Annotated in this window: 13 protein-coding genes; 2 read left to right on the top strand and 11 right to left on the bottom strand. The window is 74.6% G+C overall.

Features of this window, described 5'->3' with window-relative positions; genetic code table 11:
• Window positions 1–207: 207 nt before the first annotated feature.
• From whiA to WDV86_RS14015, 7 genes are all read right to left on the bottom strand, one after another.
• Window positions 208–1,188 carry a DNA-binding protein WhiA gene (gene whiA / locus WDV86_RS14045; protein ID WP_339568256.1) on the bottom strand — a complete coding sequence of 327 codons (981 nt, stop codon included), beginning with the start codon at window positions 1,186–1,188 and terminating at the stop codon, window positions 208–210.
• Between the two features lie 165 nt (window positions 1,189–1,353).
• The gene (locus WDV86_RS14040; RefSeq protein ID WP_445263098.1) at window positions 1,354–2,355 is read right to left on the bottom strand and encodes a gluconeogenesis factor YvcK family protein; all 1,002 of its coding nucleotides are present in this window, start codon (window positions 2,353–2,355) and stop codon (window positions 1,354–1,356) included.
• Between the two features lie 59 nt (window positions 2,356–2,414).
• Window positions 2,415–3,422, bottom strand: a complete 1,008-nt coding sequence (gene rapZ, locus WDV86_RS14035; protein WP_445263097.1) for an RNase adapter RapZ — start codon at window positions 3,420–3,422, stop codon at window positions 2,415–2,417.
• Window positions 3,423–3,758: 336 nt separating this feature from the next.
• Window positions 3,759–5,906 carry an excinuclease ABC subunit UvrC gene (uvrC, locus tag WDV86_RS14030; protein WP_339568253.1) on the bottom strand — a complete coding sequence of 716 codons (2,148 nt, stop codon included), beginning with the start codon at window positions 5,904–5,906 and terminating at the stop codon, window positions 3,759–3,761.
• A 130-nt stretch (window positions 5,907–6,036) separates the two neighbouring features.
• Entirely contained in the window at window positions 6,037–7,098 is a 1,062-nt protein-coding gene (locus tag WDV86_RS14025) for a homocysteine S-methyltransferase family protein (protein WP_339568252.1), read from the bottom strand.
• Between the two features lie 216 nt (window positions 7,099–7,314).
• Window positions 7,315–10,236 (bottom strand): excinuclease ABC subunit UvrA, encoded by a 2,922-nt coding sequence (gene uvrA, locus WDV86_RS14020; RefSeq protein ID WP_339568251.1) that lies wholly within the window; start codon window positions 10,234–10,236, stop codon window positions 7,315–7,317.
• A gap of 67 nt (window positions 10,237–10,303) precedes the next feature.
• Window positions 10,304–11,749 (bottom strand): glucose-6-phosphate dehydrogenase, encoded by a 1,446-nt coding sequence (locus WDV86_RS14015; RefSeq protein ID WP_339568250.1) that lies wholly within the window; start codon window positions 11,747–11,749, stop codon window positions 10,304–10,306.
• 155 nt (window positions 11,750–11,904) lie between these two features.
• Here WDV86_RS14015 and WDV86_RS14010 point away from each other — a divergent pair, with 155 nt between their 5' ends.
• Window positions 11,905–13,701: a glycoside hydrolase family 15 protein gene (locus tag WDV86_RS14010; RefSeq protein WP_339568249.1), complete on the top strand. Its 1,797-nt coding sequence runs from the start codon at window positions 11,905–11,907 to the stop codon at window positions 13,699–13,701.
• Window positions 13,702–13,726: 25 nt separating this feature from the next.
• Window positions 13,727–14,371 carry an MBL fold metallo-hydrolase gene (locus WDV86_RS14005; protein ID WP_339568248.1) on the top strand — a complete coding sequence of 215 codons (645 nt, stop codon included), beginning with the start codon at window positions 13,727–13,729 and terminating at the stop codon, window positions 14,369–14,371.
• Window positions 14,372–14,455: 84 nt separating this feature from the next.
• On the opposite strand, the gene WDV86_RS14000 is transcribed toward WDV86_RS14005, so the two are convergent.
• From WDV86_RS14000 to coaE, 4 genes are all read right to left on the bottom strand, one after another.
• Complete coding sequence (locus tag WDV86_RS14000; protein ID WP_339568247.1) at window positions 14,456–15,460, bottom strand: TerC/Alx family metal homeostasis membrane protein; 1,005 nt, start codon at window positions 15,458–15,460, stop codon at window positions 14,456–14,458.
• Window positions 15,457–16,629: a TerC family protein gene (locus WDV86_RS13995; RefSeq protein WP_339568246.1), complete on the bottom strand. Its 1,173-nt coding sequence runs from the start codon at window positions 16,627–16,629 to the stop codon at window positions 15,457–15,459. The genes WDV86_RS14000 and WDV86_RS13995 overlap by 4 nt, the downstream gene beginning before the upstream one ends.
• A gap of 228 nt (window positions 16,630–16,857) precedes the next feature.
• Window positions 16,858–18,969: an excinuclease ABC subunit UvrB gene (gene uvrB / locus WDV86_RS13990; RefSeq protein ID WP_339568245.1), complete on the bottom strand. Its 2,112-nt coding sequence runs from the start codon at window positions 18,967–18,969 to the stop codon at window positions 16,858–16,860.
• A 78-nt stretch (window positions 18,970–19,047) separates the two neighbouring features.
• Window positions 19,048–20,034 carry a dephospho-CoA kinase gene (gene coaE, locus WDV86_RS13985; protein WP_339568244.1) on the bottom strand — a complete coding sequence of 329 codons (987 nt, stop codon included), beginning with the start codon at window positions 20,032–20,034 and terminating at the stop codon, window positions 19,048–19,050.
• Between the last annotated feature and the right edge of the window lie 102 nt (window positions 20,035–20,136).

The raw sequence follows: 20,136 nt of genomic DNA, 5'->3' as shown, positions 1-20,136 counted from the left end.
GGGTGCTGGGCCCGCGGGGGCGGGCCGACGGGAGGTGCTGCACGGCGGTCCGGGCCGACGGCGGTGGGAGCGCCCTCGCGGGTGGCTCGTCGCGTCCGGCCCTGCGCCACCGACCCTAGGGGATGCGGCCCTCGCGGGCACCGGAGAGGTGCCCCCGGATGTGACTCGGGTCACAGCCTGGGCGGGGCGCCCGGGGCGGCGCCGGCCTCAGGCCTCGAGCATGTCGGGGGTGAGGTTGGCCTCCGTGCCCGGGACGCCGGTCTCGACGGCGCGCCGGTCGGCCATGGCCAGCAGCCGTCGGATGCGCCCGGCGACGGCGTCCTTCGTCATCACGGGGTCGGCCATGGCGCCCAGCTCCTCCAGCGAGGCCTGGCGGTGCTCGCACCGGAGGCGTCCGGCGACGAGCAGGTGCTCGGGCACGTCGTCGCCGAGGATCTCCAGGGCCCTCTCGACGCGGGCGCCCGCCGCCACCGCCGCCCGGGCGGAGCGGCGCAGGTTGGCGTCGTCGAAGTTGGCGAGCCGGTTGGCCGTGGCCCGGACCTCGCGGCGCATCCGCCGCTCCTCCCAGACCATGACCGCGTCGTGCGCGCCGAGGCGGGTGAGCAGGGCGCCGATGGCGTCGCCGTCGCGGACGACGACACGGTCGACGCCGCGCACCTCGCGGGCCTTGGCGGAGACCCCGAGACGGCGGGCCGCGCCGACGAGCGCGAGGGCCGCCTCCGGCCCGGGGCAGGTGATCTCCAGGGAGGCGCTGCGGCCGGGCTCGGTGAGCGAGCCGTGCGCGAGGAAGGCCCCCCGCCAGGCGGCCTCCGCGCAGCAGGCGGCCCCGCCGACGACCTGCGGCGGCAGCCCCCGCACGGGGCGCCCGCGGGTGTCGAGCAGGCCGGTCTGGCGCGCCAGGGCCTCGCCCTCCCGCAGGACCCGGACGACGTAGCGGGTGCCGCGGCGCAACCCCCCCGGGGAGAGGACGACGACGTCGCACGAGGCGCCGAAGACCTCGCTGACGTCCTTGCGCAGCCGCCGCGCGGCCGCCCCCGTGTCGAGCTCGGCCTCCACGACGACCTGCCCGGAGACGATGTGAAGCCCGCCGGCGAAGCGCAGGACCGAGGAGGTCTCGGCCTTGCGGTCGCACGAACGGGTGACGGGGAGGCGGCTGAGCTCGTCCTTGACCTGCGCCGTCAGTGCCATGCACCCATCCTCGCACCGGAGCCGGCCTCCCCGGCCCGGGGCCGGCCACGTCGACCGGCCACGTCGACCGGCCACGTCGACCGGCCACCTCGAGCCGGCCACCTCGAGCCGGCCGACGAGGCTCCGGCGGCGCGTGGCGCCCGGCGCCCCTACCGGCCCGCGCGGTCAGCGCGGCAGCGCGTCGGCCCCCTCGAAGGCGTCGCGGAAGGCGGCGGCCAGCCGCAGCGGGTCGTGCACGTCGGCCGTCGCCGAGCGGGCCACGCGCCGCAGCACGAGCTGGGCGCCCAGGTCCGCGCAGACCCGCTCCAGCGCGCCGCCGGCGGGGCCGCGGGCGCAGCGGTCGTCCGCGACGACGGCGTCCAGGCGCAGGTCGGGGGCGTGCCGGGCCAGGGCGGCGAGGTGGTCGGCCGGGGTCAGGCCGGCCGTCTCCGCCTGCGTCGAGGTGAGGTTGAGGACGACGCACCGCCGCGCCGACGTCGTCCCCAGCGCCTCGGCCAGCTCGGGCACGCACAGGTGCGGCATGACGCTCGTGAACCACGACCCCGGGCCGAGGACGACCCAGTCGGCCTCGTGCACGGCCTCGAGCGCCTCGGGGCAGGCGGGCGGCGCGCCGGGGTCGAGCCGGACGGCGTCGATGCGGCCGGTCGCCGTCGCGAGCGCCACCTGGCCGCGGACGACCCGGCTGGGTCCTCCCTCCTCGGGGGTGACGTCGCCCTCGACGACGAGCGGCACGAGCGACATGGGGAGCACCCGGCCGCGCGCCCCCAGCAGGTGCGCCATCCAGTCCAGCCCGGCGACGGTGTCGTCGAGCAGCTCCCAGAGCGCGACGAGCAGGAGGTTGCCGACCGAGTGGCCCCGAAGCTCGCCCTCCCCGGCGAAGCGGTGCTGGACGACGTCGCTCCACGTGCGGCCCCAGTCGGCGTCGTCGCAGAGGGCGGCGAGCGCCATCCGCAGGTCGCCGGGGGGCAGCACGCCGAGCTCGGCGCGCAGGCGCCCGCTGGAGCCGCCGTCGTCGGCGACCGTCACGACGGCGGTGAGCCGGTCGGTGAGGTGGCGCAGCGCGGACAGGGACGCCGAGAGCCCGTGGCCGCCGCCCAGGGCGACGACCGAGGGCGGCGGGGCGCCGTCCCCGGACCGGCCGGGCGCCGTGAGCGGCAGGCCGCCCAGGCTGAGGGGCCCCGTCGTCGGGCCCGCGTGGGCGCCGGTGTGCACGCCGCCCTGCGGGCTCACTCGCGGCCCAGGTCGCGGTGGACGACGCGGGTGCTCACGTCCCCGCCGGCCAGGAGCCCGCCGAGCGCCTCGCTGAGGGCGACCGAGCGGTGCTTGCCGCCGGTGCACCCCACCGCGACGGTGGCGAAGCCGCGGTGCTCGCGCCGGTACCCCCCGACGACCGGCTCCAGGGCGGCGGCGTACCGCTCGAGCCACTCCCGGGCGCCCTCCTGGGCGAGGACGAAGTCGCGGACGACGTCCTCGCGCCCGGTGTGCGGGCGCAGCGCCGGGTCCCAGTAGGGGTTGGGCAGGAAGCGGACGTCGGTGACGTGGTCGGCGTCGACCGGGATGCCGTACTTGAAGCCGAACGACATGACCGTCAGCTGCAGCCGGGCCCGCCCGACCTCGCCGAAGTCCTCGGCGACGCGGGCCCCGAGCTGGTGCACGTTGAGCTGGCTGGTGTCGACGAGCAGGTCCGCACCACCGCGCAGCGCGGCGACGAGGTCGCGCTCGCGGCGGATGCCGTCGAGGATCCGGCCGCCCTCCTGGAGCGGGTGCGGGCGCCGCACCGACTCGAACCGTCGGACCAGCGCCTCGTCGGAGGCCTCGAGGAACAGGACGCGGACGACGACGCCACGCCCGCGCAGCTCCCCCAGCGCGGACTGCACCTCGGGGAAGAACTCCTGCCCGCGGACGTCGAGGACGACGGCGACCCGCGGCAGGCCCCGCCGCGCGCGCGAGGCGAGCCCCGCGAGGGCGCCGAGCATCTGCGGCGGCAGGTTGTCGACGACGTACCAGCCGAGGTCCTCCAGCCGGTCGGCGACCGTCGAGCGCCCCGCCCCGGACATGCCGGTGATGACGAGCACCTCGGTCTTGGCCTGCGCGTTCTCCCCGTGCACCGTCGGCGCCGCTGCCGTCCGGGCCGGCGAGGCCTGACCGTCCGTGGCGGGTGGTGGCGCGGCACGGTGCTCACCGGTGCGGGCCCAGGCCCGGTCCCCCTCGGTGGCCTCCTCGACGTCGGCCAGGTCGCCGTCCTCGGGGGCGGGCGCCTCGGCCGGCACGTCGCCGCCCGCCGGGAGGAGGAGCTGCCCCTCACCGCCCCCCGCGGCGCTCGACCACCCCCGCGGCTCGGCGGTCGCGCCGTCGGGCCGTGCGTCGTGGGGCCCGTCGCTCGCCGGACGCACGACCGGCACCTCACCGGTCTCCTCGAGGTTGCCCCACGGGCTCGGACGCCCCGGCACGGGCGTCGCTCCCCCTCCTCGGCGCTCGTCGGTCACCCACCGATCTTGGCAGCGTGCCCGCCCGGCGTCGACGCCGAGCCCCCGCGCCACGTCGCAGGCGGGCGGGCGTGGCGCGCTCGCTCAGTCGTCGAGCAGCTCGCCGGTGGCCGTGTTGACGCGCAGGGGGGCGTCGTCGGCGCGTCCGGCGCTCGCCTGGGCCGGCACCTTCTCGCCCGCGGGAGCCAGCGCGTCCAGCACCGCCCGCGCGGTGGCGGGGCCGACGCCGGGCACCTCGCAGACCTCGTCGACGGTCGCGGCACGCAGCCGCTTGAGCGAGCCGAACCGCTTGAGCAGTGCCTGGCGGCGGGCCGGGCCGAGCCCGGGGACGTCGTCGAGGGCGCTGCGGGTCATCGACGAGCTGCGCCTCTGCCGGTGGTAGGCGATGGCGAAGCGGTGGGCCTCGTCGCGCACCCGCTGCAGCAGGTAGAGCCCCTCGCTCTGGCGGGGCAGGACCACAGGGAACTCCTCGCCCGGCAGCCAGACCTCCTCCAGCCGCTTGGCGAGGCCGACCAGGGCGACGTCGCTGATGCCGAGCTCGGACAGCGCCCGGGCCGCGGCGTCGACCTGCGGGCGACCGCCGTCGACGACGACGAGCTGCGGCGGGTAGGCGAAGCGGCGGGGGCGGCCGGTGTCGGGGTCGACGGGCTGGTGCGCGGGCTCGTCCGCGCTGCCACCGGCCCCGCCGGCGGCCGGGCCGGTCGCCGCGTCGTCGGTGAGCCCCTCGGGCGGCGGGCCGGCGACCGCGCCGCTCGCCGACAGGTGGCGACGGAAGCGTCGGAGCATGACCTCGTGCAGCGACGCCGTGTCGTCCTGCTCGTCCCCGGCGCGCACCGAGTCCCCGCGGACGGCGAACCGGCGGTACTCGCCCTTGCGGGGCAGCCCGTCCTCGAAGACGACCATGGAGGCGACGACGTCGGTGCCCTGGAGGTTGGAGACGTCGTAGCACTCGACCCGCAGCGGGGCCTCGTCGAGGTCGAGGGCCTCCTGCAGCTCCTGCAGCGCCAGGCTGCGGGTGGTCAGGTCACCGCCGCGGCGGGTCTTGTGCAGCGCGAGCGCCTGCCCGGCGTTCTTCTCCACCGTCTCCAGGAGCGCCCGCTTGTCTCCGCGCTGCGGCACGCGGACGTCGACGGCGGACCCGCGCAGCCCCGTGAGCCACTCCGTCATCTGCTCGGCGTCCTGCGGCGCGACCGGCACGAGGACCTCGCGCGGGACGGCGCCCGTGGGGGCGCTGCGCCCCTCCCCCGGGCGGCGGGCCGAGAGGTCCTCGGGGTCGGCCGCCGCCATCACCGCCTCGGCGTCGCCGTAGACCTGCTGCAGCAGGTGCTGGACGAGGCCGGCCGTGCTGACGTCCTCGACCTTCTCCACGACCCAGCCCCGCTGGCCGCGGACGCGCCCGCCGCGGACGTGGAAGACCTGGACGGCCGCCTCCAGCTCGTCCTCGGCGAGGGCGAAGACGTCGGCGTCCGTCGCGTCGGGCAGGACGACGGCGCTCTTCTCCAGCGCCCGGCGCAGCGCGCCGAGGTCGTCGCGGCGGCGTGCGGCCCGCTCGAAGTCCAGGTCCGCCGAGGCCTCGCGCATCTCCGCCTCGAGCCTGCGCTCGAACCTCGCCGTGCGCCCGGCCATGAAGTCGGCGAAGTCCTCGGCGAGGGCGCGGTGGTCCTCCTCGCTGATCTGCCCCGTGCAGGGCGCCGAGCACTTGCCGATGTAGCCCAGCAGGCACGGTCGTCCCACCTGCGCCGCGCGCCGCAGGACGCCGGCCGAGCAGCTGCGGATGGGGAAGACCCGCAGGAGCAGGTCGACCGTCTCGCGGATGGCCCAGGCGTGGGTGTAAGGCCCGAAGTACCGGGTGCCCTTGCGCTTGGTGCCGCGCATGACCTGCACGCGGGGGATGGCCTCCCCCATCGTGATGGCGAGGTAGGGGTAGGACTTGTCGTCGCGGTACTTGACGTTGAAGCGCGGGTCGAACTCCTTGATCCAGGAGTACTCCAGCTGGAGCGACTCGACCTCGGTCGCGACGCTCGTCCACTCCACCGACGCGGCCGTCGTCACCATCGTCTGGGTGCGTGGGTGCAGCCCGGCGACGTCGGCGAAGTAGCTGTTCAGCCGCTGCCGGAGGCTGCGGGCCTTGCCGACGTAGATGACCCGTCCGTGCGCGTCGCGGAACCGGTAGACCCCCGGCGTGTCCGGGATCTCCCCCGGCCTCGGTCGGTAGGAGGACGGGTCGGCCACCGCCCCAGACTAGGTCGGCGGCGCGGCGGTGGCCGACGGCGTCCGGGCGGCCGCCGCCACGCCCGGCCGGGGACGACGACCGGGCCCGGTCGCCGGAGGCGACGGTCAGGCCGGTCGCCGGAGGCGACGGTCAGGCCCGGTCGCCGAGGGCGACGATGTGCTCGGGGAGCCGCTCGTTGCTGCCGTACATGAAGTGGTTGCTCATGTTCTCGGAGAAGCGGCTGGCCGGCGTGGTGCGGCCGACGGCCTCGGCGGTCTCCCGCAGGTGGACCGGCGAGGCGCCGCAGCAGACGCCCAGGTAGTGGATGCCGAGGTCGTAGGCCTCCTTGGCGAAGGCCCCGATCTCGTACCGGTTGGTGTACAGCGGGTCCAGCGCGGTGGGGAAGGTCCGGCCGTGCGGGGACGGCACGGCGGCGCGGTCGTCGGAGAGGTTGAAGAAGGTCGGCTCGGCGTCGGTCGTCCGGTACGGGATGGGCAGGGCGCCGACGTGGCAGGACACGGCCTCCCGGATCTGCCGCAGCCAGGGCAGCATCGTCTGCGGGCCACGGAAGCAGTTCATGCCCACGACGTCGGCCCCTGCCTGCTCGAGCCGCTGGCAGGTCTCGACGATGCCCATGCCGTCGGCCATCTCCTCGAAGGCCATCGGCGCGAGGGTGACGACGGAGGGGAGCCCCGAGGCCTTGATGACCTCGAGGGCCGTGAGGGCCTCTTGCGCGAAGTAGAAGGTCTCCCCGATGACGAGGTCGGCGCCCTCCTCGACGGCCCAGCCGACCATCTCCTCGAACATGCCGCGGACCTCGGCCTGGCGGGCCGGGTCGGCGGGGTCCCAGATGTTGGTGTTGGAGATGTTGCCGGCCATGAGGTCGCCGGGGTTCGCGTCGGCGACGCCGCGGGCGATCTGCAGCGCGGCCCGGTTGAGCGGCTCGAGCAGGTCCTCCTTGCCGATGACCCGCATCTTCTCGCGGTGGCCGTTGTAGGTGAAGGCCTCGACGACGTCGGAGCCGGCGCGCTGGAAGTCCACGTGCAGGGCGCGCAGCGCCTCGGGGAACTCCAGGGCCACCTCGGGCACGAACTCCCCGGCCGTGAGGTACCCGCGCCGCTCCAGCTCGAAGAGGAAGCCCTCGGCGCACAGGACCGGGCCGGCGTCGAGCCGGTCGGTGAGGGAGGGGACGGTGGCGTCAGCAGCAGACATCAGAGGTCCTTCGCGGTGAGGAAGGTCGGGTGGGGCACGAGCGTGCCGGGCGCCGCCGGCGGACCGGGGGTCGCAGGCGGGTCAGGGGGCGCAGGCGGGTCAGGGGGCGCAGGCATCTTGGCCCATCCCACGCCGCCGCCGGACCGCCTGCCCGGCAGTCGGGCAGGGCGTCGGCGGACGACCGGGCGACCGGACGACCGGACGACCGGCCCACGGTCAGGCGGTGGCCGCCGCCGGTGTGCGCCGCGGCGGCGGCAGCGCGTCGGCCGATCGGGTCGGTCCGCCGGCGTGCTCCCCGGTGCCGAGCACCTCGGCGAGGAAGCGCCCGGTGTGGCTCTCGACCCGCCGCGAGACCTGCTCGGGCGTGCCCTCGGCGACGACCCGGCCGCCGCCCCCGCCGCCCTCGGGGCCCATGTCGACGACCCAGTCGGCGCTCTTGACGACGTCGAGGTTGTGCTCGATGACCAGGACGGTGTTGCCCTTGTCGACGAGGCCCTGCAGGACCCCGAGCAGCTTGCGGATGTCCTCGAAGTGCAGGCCCGTGGTCGGCTCGTCGAGCACGTAGACCGTGCGTCCGGCCGAGCGCTTCTGCAGCTCGGCCGCGAGCTTGACCCGCTGCGCCTCGCCGCCGGACAGCGTCGGCGCGCTCTGCCCGAGCCGCACGTAGCCGAGACCGACGTCGACGAGCGTCCGCAGGTGCCGCGAGATGGCCGGGACGGCGGCGAAGAAGTCGACGGCCTCCTCGATCGGCATGTCGAGGACGTCGGCCACCGTCCGGCCCTTGAAGTGCACCTCGAGCGTCTCGCGGTTGTACCGCGCGCCGTCGCAGACCTCGCAGGGCACGTAGACGTCGGGCAGGAAGTTCATCTCGATCTTGATCGTGCCGTCGCCCTGGCAGTTCTCGCAGCGGCCGCCCTTGACGTTGAAGGAGAAGCGCCCCGGCTGGTAGCCGCGGACCTTCGCCTCGGTCGTCGTGGCGAAGAGCTTGCGCACGTGGTCCCACACCCCGGTGTACGTCGCCGGGTTGGAGCGCGGCGTCCGGCCGATGGGGCTCTGGTCGACGTGGACGACCTTGTCGAGGTGCTCCAGGCCCGTGACGGTGCGGTGGCGCCCCGGCACCCGCTTGGCGCCGTTGAGCTTGTTGGCGAGCACGGTGTAGAGGATGTCGTTGACGAGCGTCGACTTGCCCGAGCCCGAGACCCCGGTGACGGCGACGAGGCAGCCGAGCGGGAAGGCGACGTCGACGCCGCGCAGGTTGTTCTGCCGGGCGCCCTTGACGACGAGCTGGCGCGAGCGGTCCCGCGCCCGCCGCGACGACGGCACCGGCACCGACCGGCGTCCGGACAGGTACTGGCCCGTGAGCGAGGACTCGTGGTCGAGCAGCCCCTGCACGGGCCCGGAGTGGACGACGTGCCCGCCGTGCTCGCCGGCGCCCGGGCCCACGTCCACGACCCAGTCGCTCGCGCGGATGGTGTCCTCGTCGTGCTCGACGACGATGAGCGTGTTGCCGAGGTCGCGCAGCCGGGTGAGCGTCTCGATGAGCCGGCGGTTGTCGCGCTGGTGCAGGCCGATGCTCGGCTCGTCGAGCACGTAGAGCACGCCGACGAGGCCCGAGCCGATCTGGGTCGCGAGCCGGATCCGCTGCGCCTCCCCGCCCGACAGCGTGCCGGCGGCGCGGTCGAGGGAGAGGTAGTCCAGGCCGACGTCGAGCAGGAAGCCGAGGCGGGCGTTGATCTCCTTGAGGACGGCGTCGGCGATCTGCCGCTCGCGCGCCCCCAGCTGCAGGTCGCGCAGGAAGGCCGCGGCCTCGTCGACCGGCAGGGCGCACACCTCGGAGATCGACCGCCCGCCGACCGTGACGGCGAGCACCTCCGGGCGCAGCCGCGTGCCCCGGCACACCGGGCACGGGATCTCGCGCATGTAGCCCTCGTACCGCTCGCGCGACCACTCCGAGTCGGTCTCGGCGTGCCGGCGGCGGACGAAGGGCACCACGCCCTCGAAACCCGTGGAGTAGGCCCGCTCGCGCCCGAAGCGGTTGCGGTAGCGCACGTGCACCTCGTGCTCGTGCCCCTCCAGCAGGGCCTTCGTGGCGCGCTGCGGCAGGGCCCGCCACGGCGTGTCCATCGAGAAGCCGAGCTGGTCGGCCAGGCCGCCCATGACGCGCTGGAAGTACTCCGCCGAGCCGGAGCCGGCGGCCCACGGGGCGATGGCGCCCTCGGCGAGGGTCAGCTCCTCGTCGGGGACCAGCAGCTCGGGGTCGACCTCCAGCCGGGTGCCGATGCCGGTGCACTCGGGGCAGGCGCCGTACGGCGCGTTGAAGGAGAAGGTGCGCGGCTCCACCTCGTCGAGCGCGAGCGGGTGCTCGTTGGGGCACGCCAGCTTCTCGGAGAAGCGTCGCTCGCGCTGCTCGCCCTCGGCCGCGTCGACGAGGTCGACGAGCACGACGCCGTCGGACAGGCCCAGCGCCGTCTCCACCGAGTCCGTGAGGCGCCGCTTGGCGCCGTCGCGCACGACGAGGCGGTCGACGACGACCTCGACGTCGTGCTTGAACTTCTTGTCCAGCTGCGGCGGCGTGGCGAGGGAGATGACGTCGCCGTCGACGCGGGCGCGGGAGAAGCCCTTGGTCTGCAGCTCGGCGAAGAGCTCCACGTGCTCGCCCTTGCGCCCGCGCACGACGGGCGCGAGCACCTGGAAGCGCGTGCCCTCGGGCATCTCCAGCAGCCGGTCGACGATCTGCTGTGGGCTCTGCCGGCCGATCGGCTCCCGGCACACGGGGCAGTGCGGCTGCCCGGCGCGCGCCCACAGCAGCCGCAGGTAGTCGTAGACCTCGGTGATGGTCCCGACCGTCGAGCGGGGGTTGCGGCTCGTCGACTTCTGGTCGATGGAGACGGCCGGGGACAGGCCCTCGATGAAGTCGACGTCGGGCTTGTCCATCTGCCCCAGGAACTGCCGGGCGTACGCCGACAACGACTCGACGTACCGGCGCTGGCCCTCCGCGAAGATCGTGTCGAAGGCGAGCGAGGACTTGCCCGACCCCGACAGCCCGGTGAAGACGACCATCGCGTCCCGCGGGAGGTCGAGCGACACGTCCCGGAGGTTGTGCTCGCGGGCGCCGCGGATGACCAGCTCTGACTGCACGGCTCGATCGTAGGTGCGACCCCCGACGACGCCGTCCGTGCCGGCGGGCCCGCCCCCCGGGACGAGGTCAGACGCAGCCCTGGGCGTCGACGTCGGCCATGAGCCCGGTGCCGCGGGGGCCACCGCTGCCGGCGGGGTAGGTCTCCAGGGGGACGAGGCCCTGCGACCAGGCCCTCACCACGGGCTCGACGACGCGCCAGCACTGCTCGGCGGTGTCCCCGCGCACCGACAGGGTCGGGTCGCCCTTGAGGACGCCGAGCAGCACCTGCCCGTAGGCCGTCAGCTCCCCGGGTGACAGCTCGGTGCTCAGCGCGGCGCGCTCGAGGCCGAAGGCGTCGTCCTCGCCGTTGAGGTCGAGCTCGAGGGTGACGTCGTCCGGCCCGAAGCCGATGCGCAGCCGGGTCGGGGACTGGGTCCCGAGCAGCCCCGTCGGCAGGTGCGGCACGTGCTTGAAGGTGATGACCGCCTCCTTGCGCCGGGTGCTCAGCGCCTTGCCCGAGCGCAGCCGGAAGGGCACGCCCGCCCACCGCCAGGTGTCGACGGCGAGGACGACCTCGGCGAGCGTCTCGGTCTCGCGCTCGGGGTCGACGCCCGGCTCGTCGGCGTAGGCGCCGAGCTTCTCGTCCCCGATCGTGCCGGCGGTCCACCGGGCCCGGCGCGTGCAGGACGCCGGGTCGTCCTCGTCCCACAGGCGCGTCGCCCGCAGCGCCGCCGCCTTGGCGTCGCGGAGGTCCCGGGGCGAGATGGTCGACGGCGGCTCCATCGCGAGGAGCGCCAGCAGCTGCAGCAGGTGGCTCTGCACCATGTCGGCCATCGCACCGGCGTGGTCGTAGTACCCGGCGCGCCCGGCCAGCCCGAGGTCCTCGTCGAAGACCACGTCGACCCGCTCGACGTGCTCGGCGCTCCACATCGGCTCGAACAGCCGGTTGGCGAAGCGCAGGCCGAGGATGTTGAGCACCGTCGACTTGCCGAGGAAGTGGTCGACCCGGTGCACGTGGTCCTCGGGCACCAGCGTCGTGAGGAGCTCGTTGAGCTCGGCGGCCGACTCCCGGTCGTGCCCGAAGGGCTTCTCCAGCACCAGCCGGGTGCCGTGCGGGAGGTCTCCGGGCTGCAGGGCCCGCAGGGCCGACCCGGTGACGGCGGGCGGGAGGGCGAAGTAGAGGACGACGTCGCGCGAGCTCGCCTCGTCCCCCGGCCCGCCGGGCCCGCCCGGCCCCTCGGCGCCGGCCTCCTGGACCAGCCGGGCCAGGGACCCCCGCTCGGAGACGTCGACGGCGGCGTACCGGGTGCTCTCGACGAGGGCGTCGACGGCCGGCCCCCGCGCCCCGGCGGACTCGGCGGCCGCGCGCACGACGCCCGTCCACCAGGCCTGCTCGCGCTCGTCGCGGTCGGCGCCGACGAGGTGCAGGTCGAGGTCCCCGCCGTGGTGGCTGACGAGCAGGTCGGCCAGGCCGGGGAGCAGGAGGCGCGAGGTCAGGTCCCCGGCGGCGCCGAGGACGACGAGGGTGGTCACGGCGGGGCTCCTGACGTCGGGGGCGGCGGTCCTGCGCGCGCCGTCGCGGCTCCAGGGGAGGTCACCCTCCCGGCAACCGGGAGAGGCCGCAAGCACAGAGGGGCACGTCCCTGGTCTCGGTCGTGGCGGGCGGCGGCTCGTGGGAGCCTCCCGCCATGACGGACCTGCGCATCGAGGACTACGCGCTCATCAGCGACTGCCACAGCGCCGCCCTCGTGGGGCGGGACGGCAGCGTCGACTGGCTGTGCCTGCCGCGCTACGACTCCTCCGCCGTCTTCAGCGCGCTGCTGGGCACGCACGAGCACGGCCGCTGGCTCGTGCGCCCGGTCGACGACGGCGCCACCGCGCAGCGTCGCTACGTCGGCGACACCTTCGTCCTGGAGACGACGTGGACGACGTCCACGGGGGTCGTGACGGTCACCGACTTCATGCCGATGAACGACCTGCGCGCCGACGTCGTCCGCCGCGTCGAGGGCGTCAGCGGCACCGTGGCGATGCGGCAGGAGCTCGTGGTCCGCCCGGACTACGCCAAGGTCGAGCCGTGGGTGCGGCGCGTCACCGACCCCGACGGCCTGGACGGGCTGCTCGCCGTCGCCGGGCCGGACGCCTTCCTCCTGCGCGGCGGGCCCATGCCGGGACCCGTCGACCACCGCCACGCCGGGCAGTGGGAGCACGCCGAGGGCGACCGGCACGACATCAGCCTCACGTGGTACCGCTCCTACCGGGACATGCCCTCGCGCCTGGACGTCGACCACCGCCTCGAGACGACGCTCGCGTGGTGGCAGGAGTGGGCCGACCGGGCCGAGGCGGGCGAGCGGCACGAGGAGGCCGTCAAGCGCTCGCTGCTGGTGCTGCGGGCGCTCACCCACGCTGACACCGGCGGCATCGTGGCGGCGGCGACGACGTCGCTGCCCGAGGACTTCGGCGGCGGGCGCAACTGGGACTACCGGTTCGTGTGGCTGCGCGACGCCGCGCTGACCCTGGAGGCCCTGCTCACGCACGGCTACCGCGACGAGGCGGAGCGCTGGCGCGAGTGGCTGCTGCGCGCCGTCGCCGGCAGCCCCGCCGACGTCCAGATCATGTACGGCATCTCCGGGGAGCGGGAGCTGCCCGAGCGCGAGCAGCCGCAGCTGCCGGGGTACGAGGGCTCGCTGCCCGTCCGCACGGGCAACGGCGCCGTCGACCAGTACCAGGCCGACGTGCTCGGCGAGGTGCTCGTGGCCCTCGACCGGGCCCGGCGCGAGGGCGTCGCCGAGGACCAGTTCTCCTGGCCGCTGCAGCGCGCGCTGCTCGGGTACGTCGAGGAGCACTGGGAGCGCAAGGACCACGGCATCTGGGAGATGCGCGGGGACCTGCACCACTTCACGCACTCGCGGGCCATGGTCTGGGCGGCCTTGGACCGCGGTGCCCGCGCCGTCCGCGAGGGTGGCATGGAGGGCCCCGCCGAGCGGTGGGAGGAGCTGCGCGAGCGCGTGCGCGCGGAGATCGAGGAGCACGGCTGGGACGCCGGGCGGGGCACCTACACGCAGGTGTACGGCAAGCCGCACGTGGACGCCTCGCTGCTCATGCTCCCGCAGGTGGGCTACCTGGCCGCCGACGACCCGCGGATGGTCGGGACGGTGAGGGCCATCGAGGAGGACCTCCTGCGCGGCGGCCTGGTGCTGCGCTACGACACCGGTCCGGGGCTCGACGGGCTGGAGGGCGACGAGCACCCGTTCCTGGCCTGCTCCTTCTGGCTCGTGGAGCAGTACGCCCGGATGGGACGGGTCGAGGACGCCGAGGCCCTCATGGAGACGTGCCTCGCCTGCAGCAACGACCTCGGTCTGCTGTCGGAGGAGTACGACACCGACGTGCGCCGGCAGGCGGGCAACACGCCGCAGGCGCTGAGCCACCTGGCGCTCGTCCGCGCGGCCGACGCCCTCGGCGACGTCCACCACCAGGACCCGCGGTGAGCGCGCGGCCGAGGAGGAGCACCCGATGAGCGCGAGCGCGAGCCTGCCGCACGAGGACCGCGCGCCGCTGGAGGCCGTCCGCGTCGACGTCGCGCGGGTCTCGGGCATGGACAACGCCTGCTACCTGCTGGAGTGCACGGCGACCGGCGCGCGGCTGCTCGTCGACGCCGCGGACGACGCGCCGCGGCTGCTGGAGCTGGCCGACGGCCGGCTGGACGTCGTCGTGACGACGCACGGGCACGCCGACCACCACCGGGCGCTGGCGGAGGTCGTGGCCGCCACCGGCGCCCAGGTGCTCGTCGGGGCGCCGGACGCCGGCGACCTGCCCGTGCCGGCGGACCGGGAGCTGCACCACCGCGACGTCGTCGAGGTCGGCGACCTGCGGCTCGACGTCGTCGCGCTGCGCGGTCACACGCCCGGCTCGGTGGCGCTCGTCCACCACGACCCGTCGGGGCGGGTGCTGGCCTTCACGGGCGACAGCCTCTTCCCCGGCGGCGTCGGGGCGACGGGCGGGGACCCCGACCGCTTCACCCAGCTGCTCCACGACGTCGAGGACCGGCTCTTCATGGTCCTGCCCGACCAGACCGAGGTGCTGCCCGGCCACGGCGAGCCGACGACGCTGCAGGCCGAGCGCGTGCACCTGCCGGAGTGGCGGCGGCGCGGCTGGTGAGGCCCGGTCGGTGCTGGTGAGGCCCGGTCAGTGCTGGTGAGGCAGGTCAGTGCTGAAGAGGCAGGTCAGTGCTGAAGAGGCAGGTCAGCCCGCCGACGTCGAGCGGTCACGGCGCCGGCTCACCGCGAGCGAGACGACCGTCGTCACCCCGAGGATGACGACGATGGCGGTGAGCGAGAGCCAGACCGGCACGACCGGCGCCCACTCGACCGGCTCGCCTCCGTTGAGGAAGGGCAACGTGTTCTCGTGCAGCGCCTCGAGGACGAGCTTGACGCCGACGAAGGCCAGCAGCACCGCGAGCCCCAGGTCCAGGTAGACCAGCCGCTTGAGCAGGTCGCCGACGAGGAAGAACAGCTGCCGCAGCCCCATGAGCGCGAAGACGTTGGCGGTGAGCACGAGGTAGGGCTCGCTCGTCAGGCCGAAGATCGCCGGGATCGAGTCGAGCGCGAAGAGCAGGTCCGTCGTCCCCAGGGCGAGAAGGACGAGCAGCATTGGCGTCGCCGCGCGCCGCCCGCCCTCGCGGACCAGCAGCGACGGGCCGCGGTAGTCCTCGGTCACGGGCAGGACGCGGCGCACCAGCCGGACGAGGCGGTTCTCCCCCACCTCCTGCTCGGCGTCCTCGTCGTCCCCGGGCCCGGCCTCGCGGACCAGCTTGACGGCGGTGAAGAGCAGGAAGGCGCCGAAGAGGAAGAAGACCCAGCTGAAGGCCGAGACGAGGCTGGCGCCGACGGCGATGACACCGGCCCGCAGCACCAGCGCCAGGACGATGCCGACGAGCAGGGCGTTCTGCTGCAGCTCCCGGGGGACGCCGAAGCGGCGGAAGATCAGGAGGAAGACGAAGAGGTTGTCCACCGACAGCGAGTACTCGGTCAACCAGCCGGCGTAGAACTCTCCCGCGTACCGCCCGCCGGCGAAGGCCCAGACGCCGAGGCCGAAGACGAGCGCCGCCGCGACGAAGCCGGCCAGGTGGAGACCGCTCTCGCGCGGGGACGGCTCGTGGGGGTCCCGGCGGCTGCGGAGGACGTCGACCGCGAGGAAGAGCACGGCCGCGCCGATCGTCGCCGCCCAGAGCCATCCCGGGACGGTCACCGCCGGTGCTCGCCGCTCCCGTCACCGCTGCGACCGGCGGCGGTCGGCGTGTCGTCGGGCACCTGGTCGAGGGCGCCGCCGTCCCGCAGGCCCTCGTCGACGGGCGAGCGGGTGGCGCTGGGCGCCTCCGTCGGGGAACCCTCGCCCGCGGCGTCGACGTCCGGGCCGTCGGCGACGGCCGCCTGGGCGGCCTTGGTCCTCGCGCCGGCCCGCAGCGACGCGACGGTGGTGACGCCGAGGGCGAGCACGATGAAGGACAGCGACATCCAGATCGGCACCTCGGGGATGGCGTAGACGGCCTCGCCGCCGTTGATGAAGGGCAGCTCGTTCTCGTGCAGCGCGTGGATGAGCAGCTTGACGCCGATGAAGCCGAGGATCGCCGCCAGGCCGTAGTGCAGGAAGACCAAGCGGTCCAGCAGCCCGTCGATGAGGAAGTAGAGCTGACGCAGCCCGAGGAGGGAGAACGCGTTGGCCGTGAAGACGAGGTAGGGCTCCTGCGTGAGCCCGAAGATGGCCGGGATCGAGTCGACGGCGAAGAGCAGGTCGGCGCTGCCGATGGCGATCATGACGACGAGCATCGGCGTGACGAACCGCTTGCCGTCGATGCGGGTCGTGAAGCGGTCCCCGTGGTAGTCGTCCGTCGTCGGCAGCACCCGCTTCGAGACGCGCAGGAGGAGGTTCTCCTTGAACTCCTCGTCCTCGTGCTCGTCCGTGCGGCCGGCCTTGGCCTGCACGTAGGCGGTGTAGAGGAGGAAGGCGCCGAAGATGTAGAAGACCCACGCGAAGTTCTCGATGACGGCGACGCCGAGCGCGATGAAGATGGTGCGCAGCACCAGCGCCAGGGCGATGCCGATGAGGAGCACCTTCTGCTGGTACTCCCGGGGCACCGCGAAGCTGCTCATGATGAGCACGAAGACGAAGAGGTTGTCGACCGACAGGCTCTTCTCCGTGATGTACCCGGCGAAGTACTCCCCGCCGTACACCGGGCCGGCGAGCAGGAGCACGCCCAGGCCGAAGAGGACGGCGATGCCGATGTAGGCCGACGACCAGACCGCCGCTTCCTTGATGCTCGGGCTGTGCGGCGTCCGCACGTGCACGACGAAGTCGTAGGCGATCATGCCGACGATGCCGGCGACGGTCAGGCCCCAGACGAGCAGGGGTACGTCCACAGGTGTCCTCCGGAGGCTGGTCGTGCTCTACCGGAGGTCTCTCCCGCCCGGGCGCCGGCCGCGCTCGGCGGCCGACGCAGGACCGACGGCCCCGGAGGCCCCGGCTCGGCCGGGCGCCGTCGTGGTGACGAGGCCGTCGCGCAGGGATACTCCCCTCCTCGACGTCGAGGAGTATGCGGCCGCGAGGGCGCCCGGAGCAACCGACCCGGCCGTCGGGGGGGCGAGCGGTCACCCGGTGGCGGCCTGCATGCCGCGCAGCTCCTTCTTGAGGTCGCCGATCTCGTCGCGCAGCCGGCCGGCCAGCTCGAACTGCAGCTCGGTGGCCGCGGCGTGCATCTGGTCGGTGAGGCTCTGGATGAGCTCGGACAGCTCGGCCGCCGGCATCTGCCCGAGCCGCTCGCGGCGCTCGGCGGCGCCCTCGCCCTGCCGCGAGGCCATCCCCGGCACCGGCGTCTTGCCCCGGGACTGCTGCCGGCCCCCGCCACCGAGCAGCGCAGCCGTGTCGGCGTCCTCGCGGGCGAGCATGTCGGTGATGTCGCGGATCTGCTTGCGCAGCGCCGTGGGCGTGATGCCGTGCTCGCGGTTGTAGGCGAGCTGCACGTCCCGGCGCCGGTTGGTCTCGTCGATGGCCTTGGCCATCGACGGCGTCACGGTGTCGGCGTACATGTGCACCTGGCCCGAGACGTTGCGCGCGGCGCGCCCGATCGTCTGGATGAGCGAGGTCCCGCTGCGCAGGAAGCCCTCCTTGTCGGCGTCGAGGATGCTGACGAGCGAGACCTCGGGCAGGTCGAGGCCCTCGCGCAGCAGGTTGATGCCGACGAGGACGTCGAACTCGCCCTGGCGCAGCTCGCGCAGCAGCTCGACCCGGCGCAGGGTGTCGACCTCGGAGTGCAGGTAGCGCACCTGCACCCCGTGCTCGAGGAGGTAGTCGGTGAGGTCCTCGGCCATCTTCTTCGTCAGCGTCGTGACGAGCACGCGCTCGTCCCTCTCCGCGCGCCGGCGGATCTCCTCGAGCAGGTCGTCGATCTGGCCCTTCGTCGGCTTGACGACGACCTCGGGGTCGACGAGCCCGGTGGGGCGGATGATCTGCTCGACGTGGCCGTCGCCCCGTCCGAGCTCGTAGTCCCCGGGCGTCGCCGAGAGGTAGACGGTCTGGCCGATGCGCCCGAGGAACTCCTCCCACTTCAGCGGCCGGTTGTCCATGGCGCTCGGCAGCCGGAAGCCGTGGTCGACGAGGGTGCGCTTGCGGCTCATGTCGCCCTCGTACATCGCCCCGATCTGCGGCACGGTGACGTGGCTCTCGTCCAGGACGAGGAGGAAGTCCTCGGGGAAGTAGTCGAGCAGCGTGTTGGGGGCCGAGCCGCGCTCGCGGCCGTCGATGTGCAGGGAGTAGTTCTCGATGCCCGAGCAGGCGCCGACCTGGCGCATCATCTCGACGTCGTAGGTGGTCCGCATCCGCAGCCGCTGGGCCTCCAGCAGCTTGCCCTGCTGCTCCATCTCCTCCAGCCGGCCCGCCAGCTCGGCCTCGATGGAGGCGACGGCGCGCTCCATCCGCTCGGGCCCGGCGACGTAGTGGGTGGCCGGGAAGACGTACATCTCCTTCTCCTCGGCCACGACTTCCCCCGTCAGCGGGTTGAGCGTGTACAGCGCCTCGATCTCGTCGCCGAAGAACTCGACGCGGACGGCCAGCTCCTCGTAGACGGGGATGATCTCGACGGTGTCCCCGCGGGCGCGGAAGGTGCCGCGGGTGAAGGCGAGGTCGTTGCGCGTGTACTGCATGGTGACGAACTGCCGCAGCAGCTCGTCGCGCTCGACCTGCTGGCCCACGTGCAGGCGCTGCATCCGGTCGACGTACTCCTGCGGCGTTCCCAGGCCGTAGATGCAGGAGACCGAGGCCACGACGACGACGTCCCGCCGGGTCAGCAGCGAGTTCGTGGCCGAGTGCCGCAGCCGCTCGACCTCGTCGTTGATCGAGGAGTCCTTCTCGATGTAGGTGTCGGTCTGCGGGACGTACGCCTCGGGCTGGTAGTAGTCGTAGTACGAGACGAAGTACTCGACGGCGTTGTGCGGCAGCAGCTCGCGGAACTCGTTGGCCAGCTGCGCCGCGAGCGTCTTGTTCGGCGCCATGACGAGCGTGGGCCGCTGCAGCTTCTCGATCATCCACGCCGTCGTCGCGGACTTGCCCGTGCCCGTCGCGCCGAGCAGGACGACGTCCTTCTCCCCCGCCTCCACCCGGGCGGCCAGCTCGGCGATGGCCCGCGGCTGGTCCCCGCTCGGGGAGAACTCCGAGACGACCTCGAAGGGCGCGACGGTCCGCTGCAGGTCGGTCACCGGTCTCATGCAGGCCACGGTAGGCGCCGCCACCGAAGACGGCTCCGCCGTCCTCGCCTCTGGTCACCGTCCCGGCGTCCTCGCCGGTCAGCCGGTTGGTGCGACCCCACGGACCACGCAGACGACCGGACCCGCGGGGTCCGCGCCGACGGCCAGCGCCCCCGGCCCCGCCCCACCGCGCCGCTCGTCCGCCGCGGCGCCGGTGAGCCGGACGAGGCCGGCGCCGCGCAGGTCGTCGGCCACGTCGTCCGCCGTCGCGGCGTCGTCGACGAGGACGAGGACCTCCGGCAGCTCGTGCGCGGCCCCTCCGGCGGGGCGCGGACCGACGAGCACGACGGAGCGGGCCCGCTCCCCCGCCGCCCGACGGACGCGGGCGAGCAGCCGCTCGGCCCGCGCCGGGTCCACTGGGTCCGCCGGGTCTGCGTCGACCGCGGCGCCCGCCGACGGGAGGGGGGCAGGCCGACCCGCGCGGAGGTTCCGCTCGAAGGGGACGAGCCGCTCGTGCCAGAGCGCGTCCACGTGCGAGCGCAGGGCCGGCTCGTCGCCGGCGTTGTCCAGGAGCACGTCGGCGGCGGCCCGGCGCTCCTCGTCGCTCGCCTGCGCGGCGGCGCGGGAGCGGGCGTCCTCCTCGGCCATCCCGCGGGTGGCGACGAGCCGGGCCACGCGCACGTCCAGCGGGGCGTCGACGACGACGACGAGCGGCCAGTGCGCCGCGCGCCCGGACTCGACGAGGAGGGGGATGTCGTCGACGACGACGGCGTCCACGGGCGCGGCGGCCACGAGGGCCTCGCGCCGCTCGCGCACGAGCGGGTGGGTGATGGCCTCCAGCGCCCTGCGCCGCCCCGCGTCGCCGAAGACGACCCGCCCGAGCGCCGGCCGGTCGAGCGAGCCGTCGGGCGCGAGGACGTCGTCGCCGAACTCGGCGACGACAGCCGCCAGGCCCGGCGTGCCGACGGCGAGCACCTCGCGGGCCAGCGCGTCGGCGTCGACGACGACGGCACCCAGCTCGGCGAGCCGTCGCGCCGCCGTGCTCTTGCCGGCGCCCGTCCCACCCGTCAGGCCGACCCTCAGCACGCCGCCAGCCTAGGCACGCGGACGCGTCCGCCGGTCGTGGCTGCCCCGGCAGCCCGCTCACGGCGTCACCACCACGCCCGACCCCGAGGACGCCGCAGGGGC

The sequence above is a fragment of the Pseudokineococcus sp. 1T1Z-3 genome (assembly GCF_037482365.1).
Classification (GTDB): Bacteria; Actinomycetota; Actinomycetes; order Actinomycetales; family Quadrisphaeraceae; genus Pseudokineococcus.
This window is presented reverse-complemented; position numbering and strand designations above follow the sequence as displayed.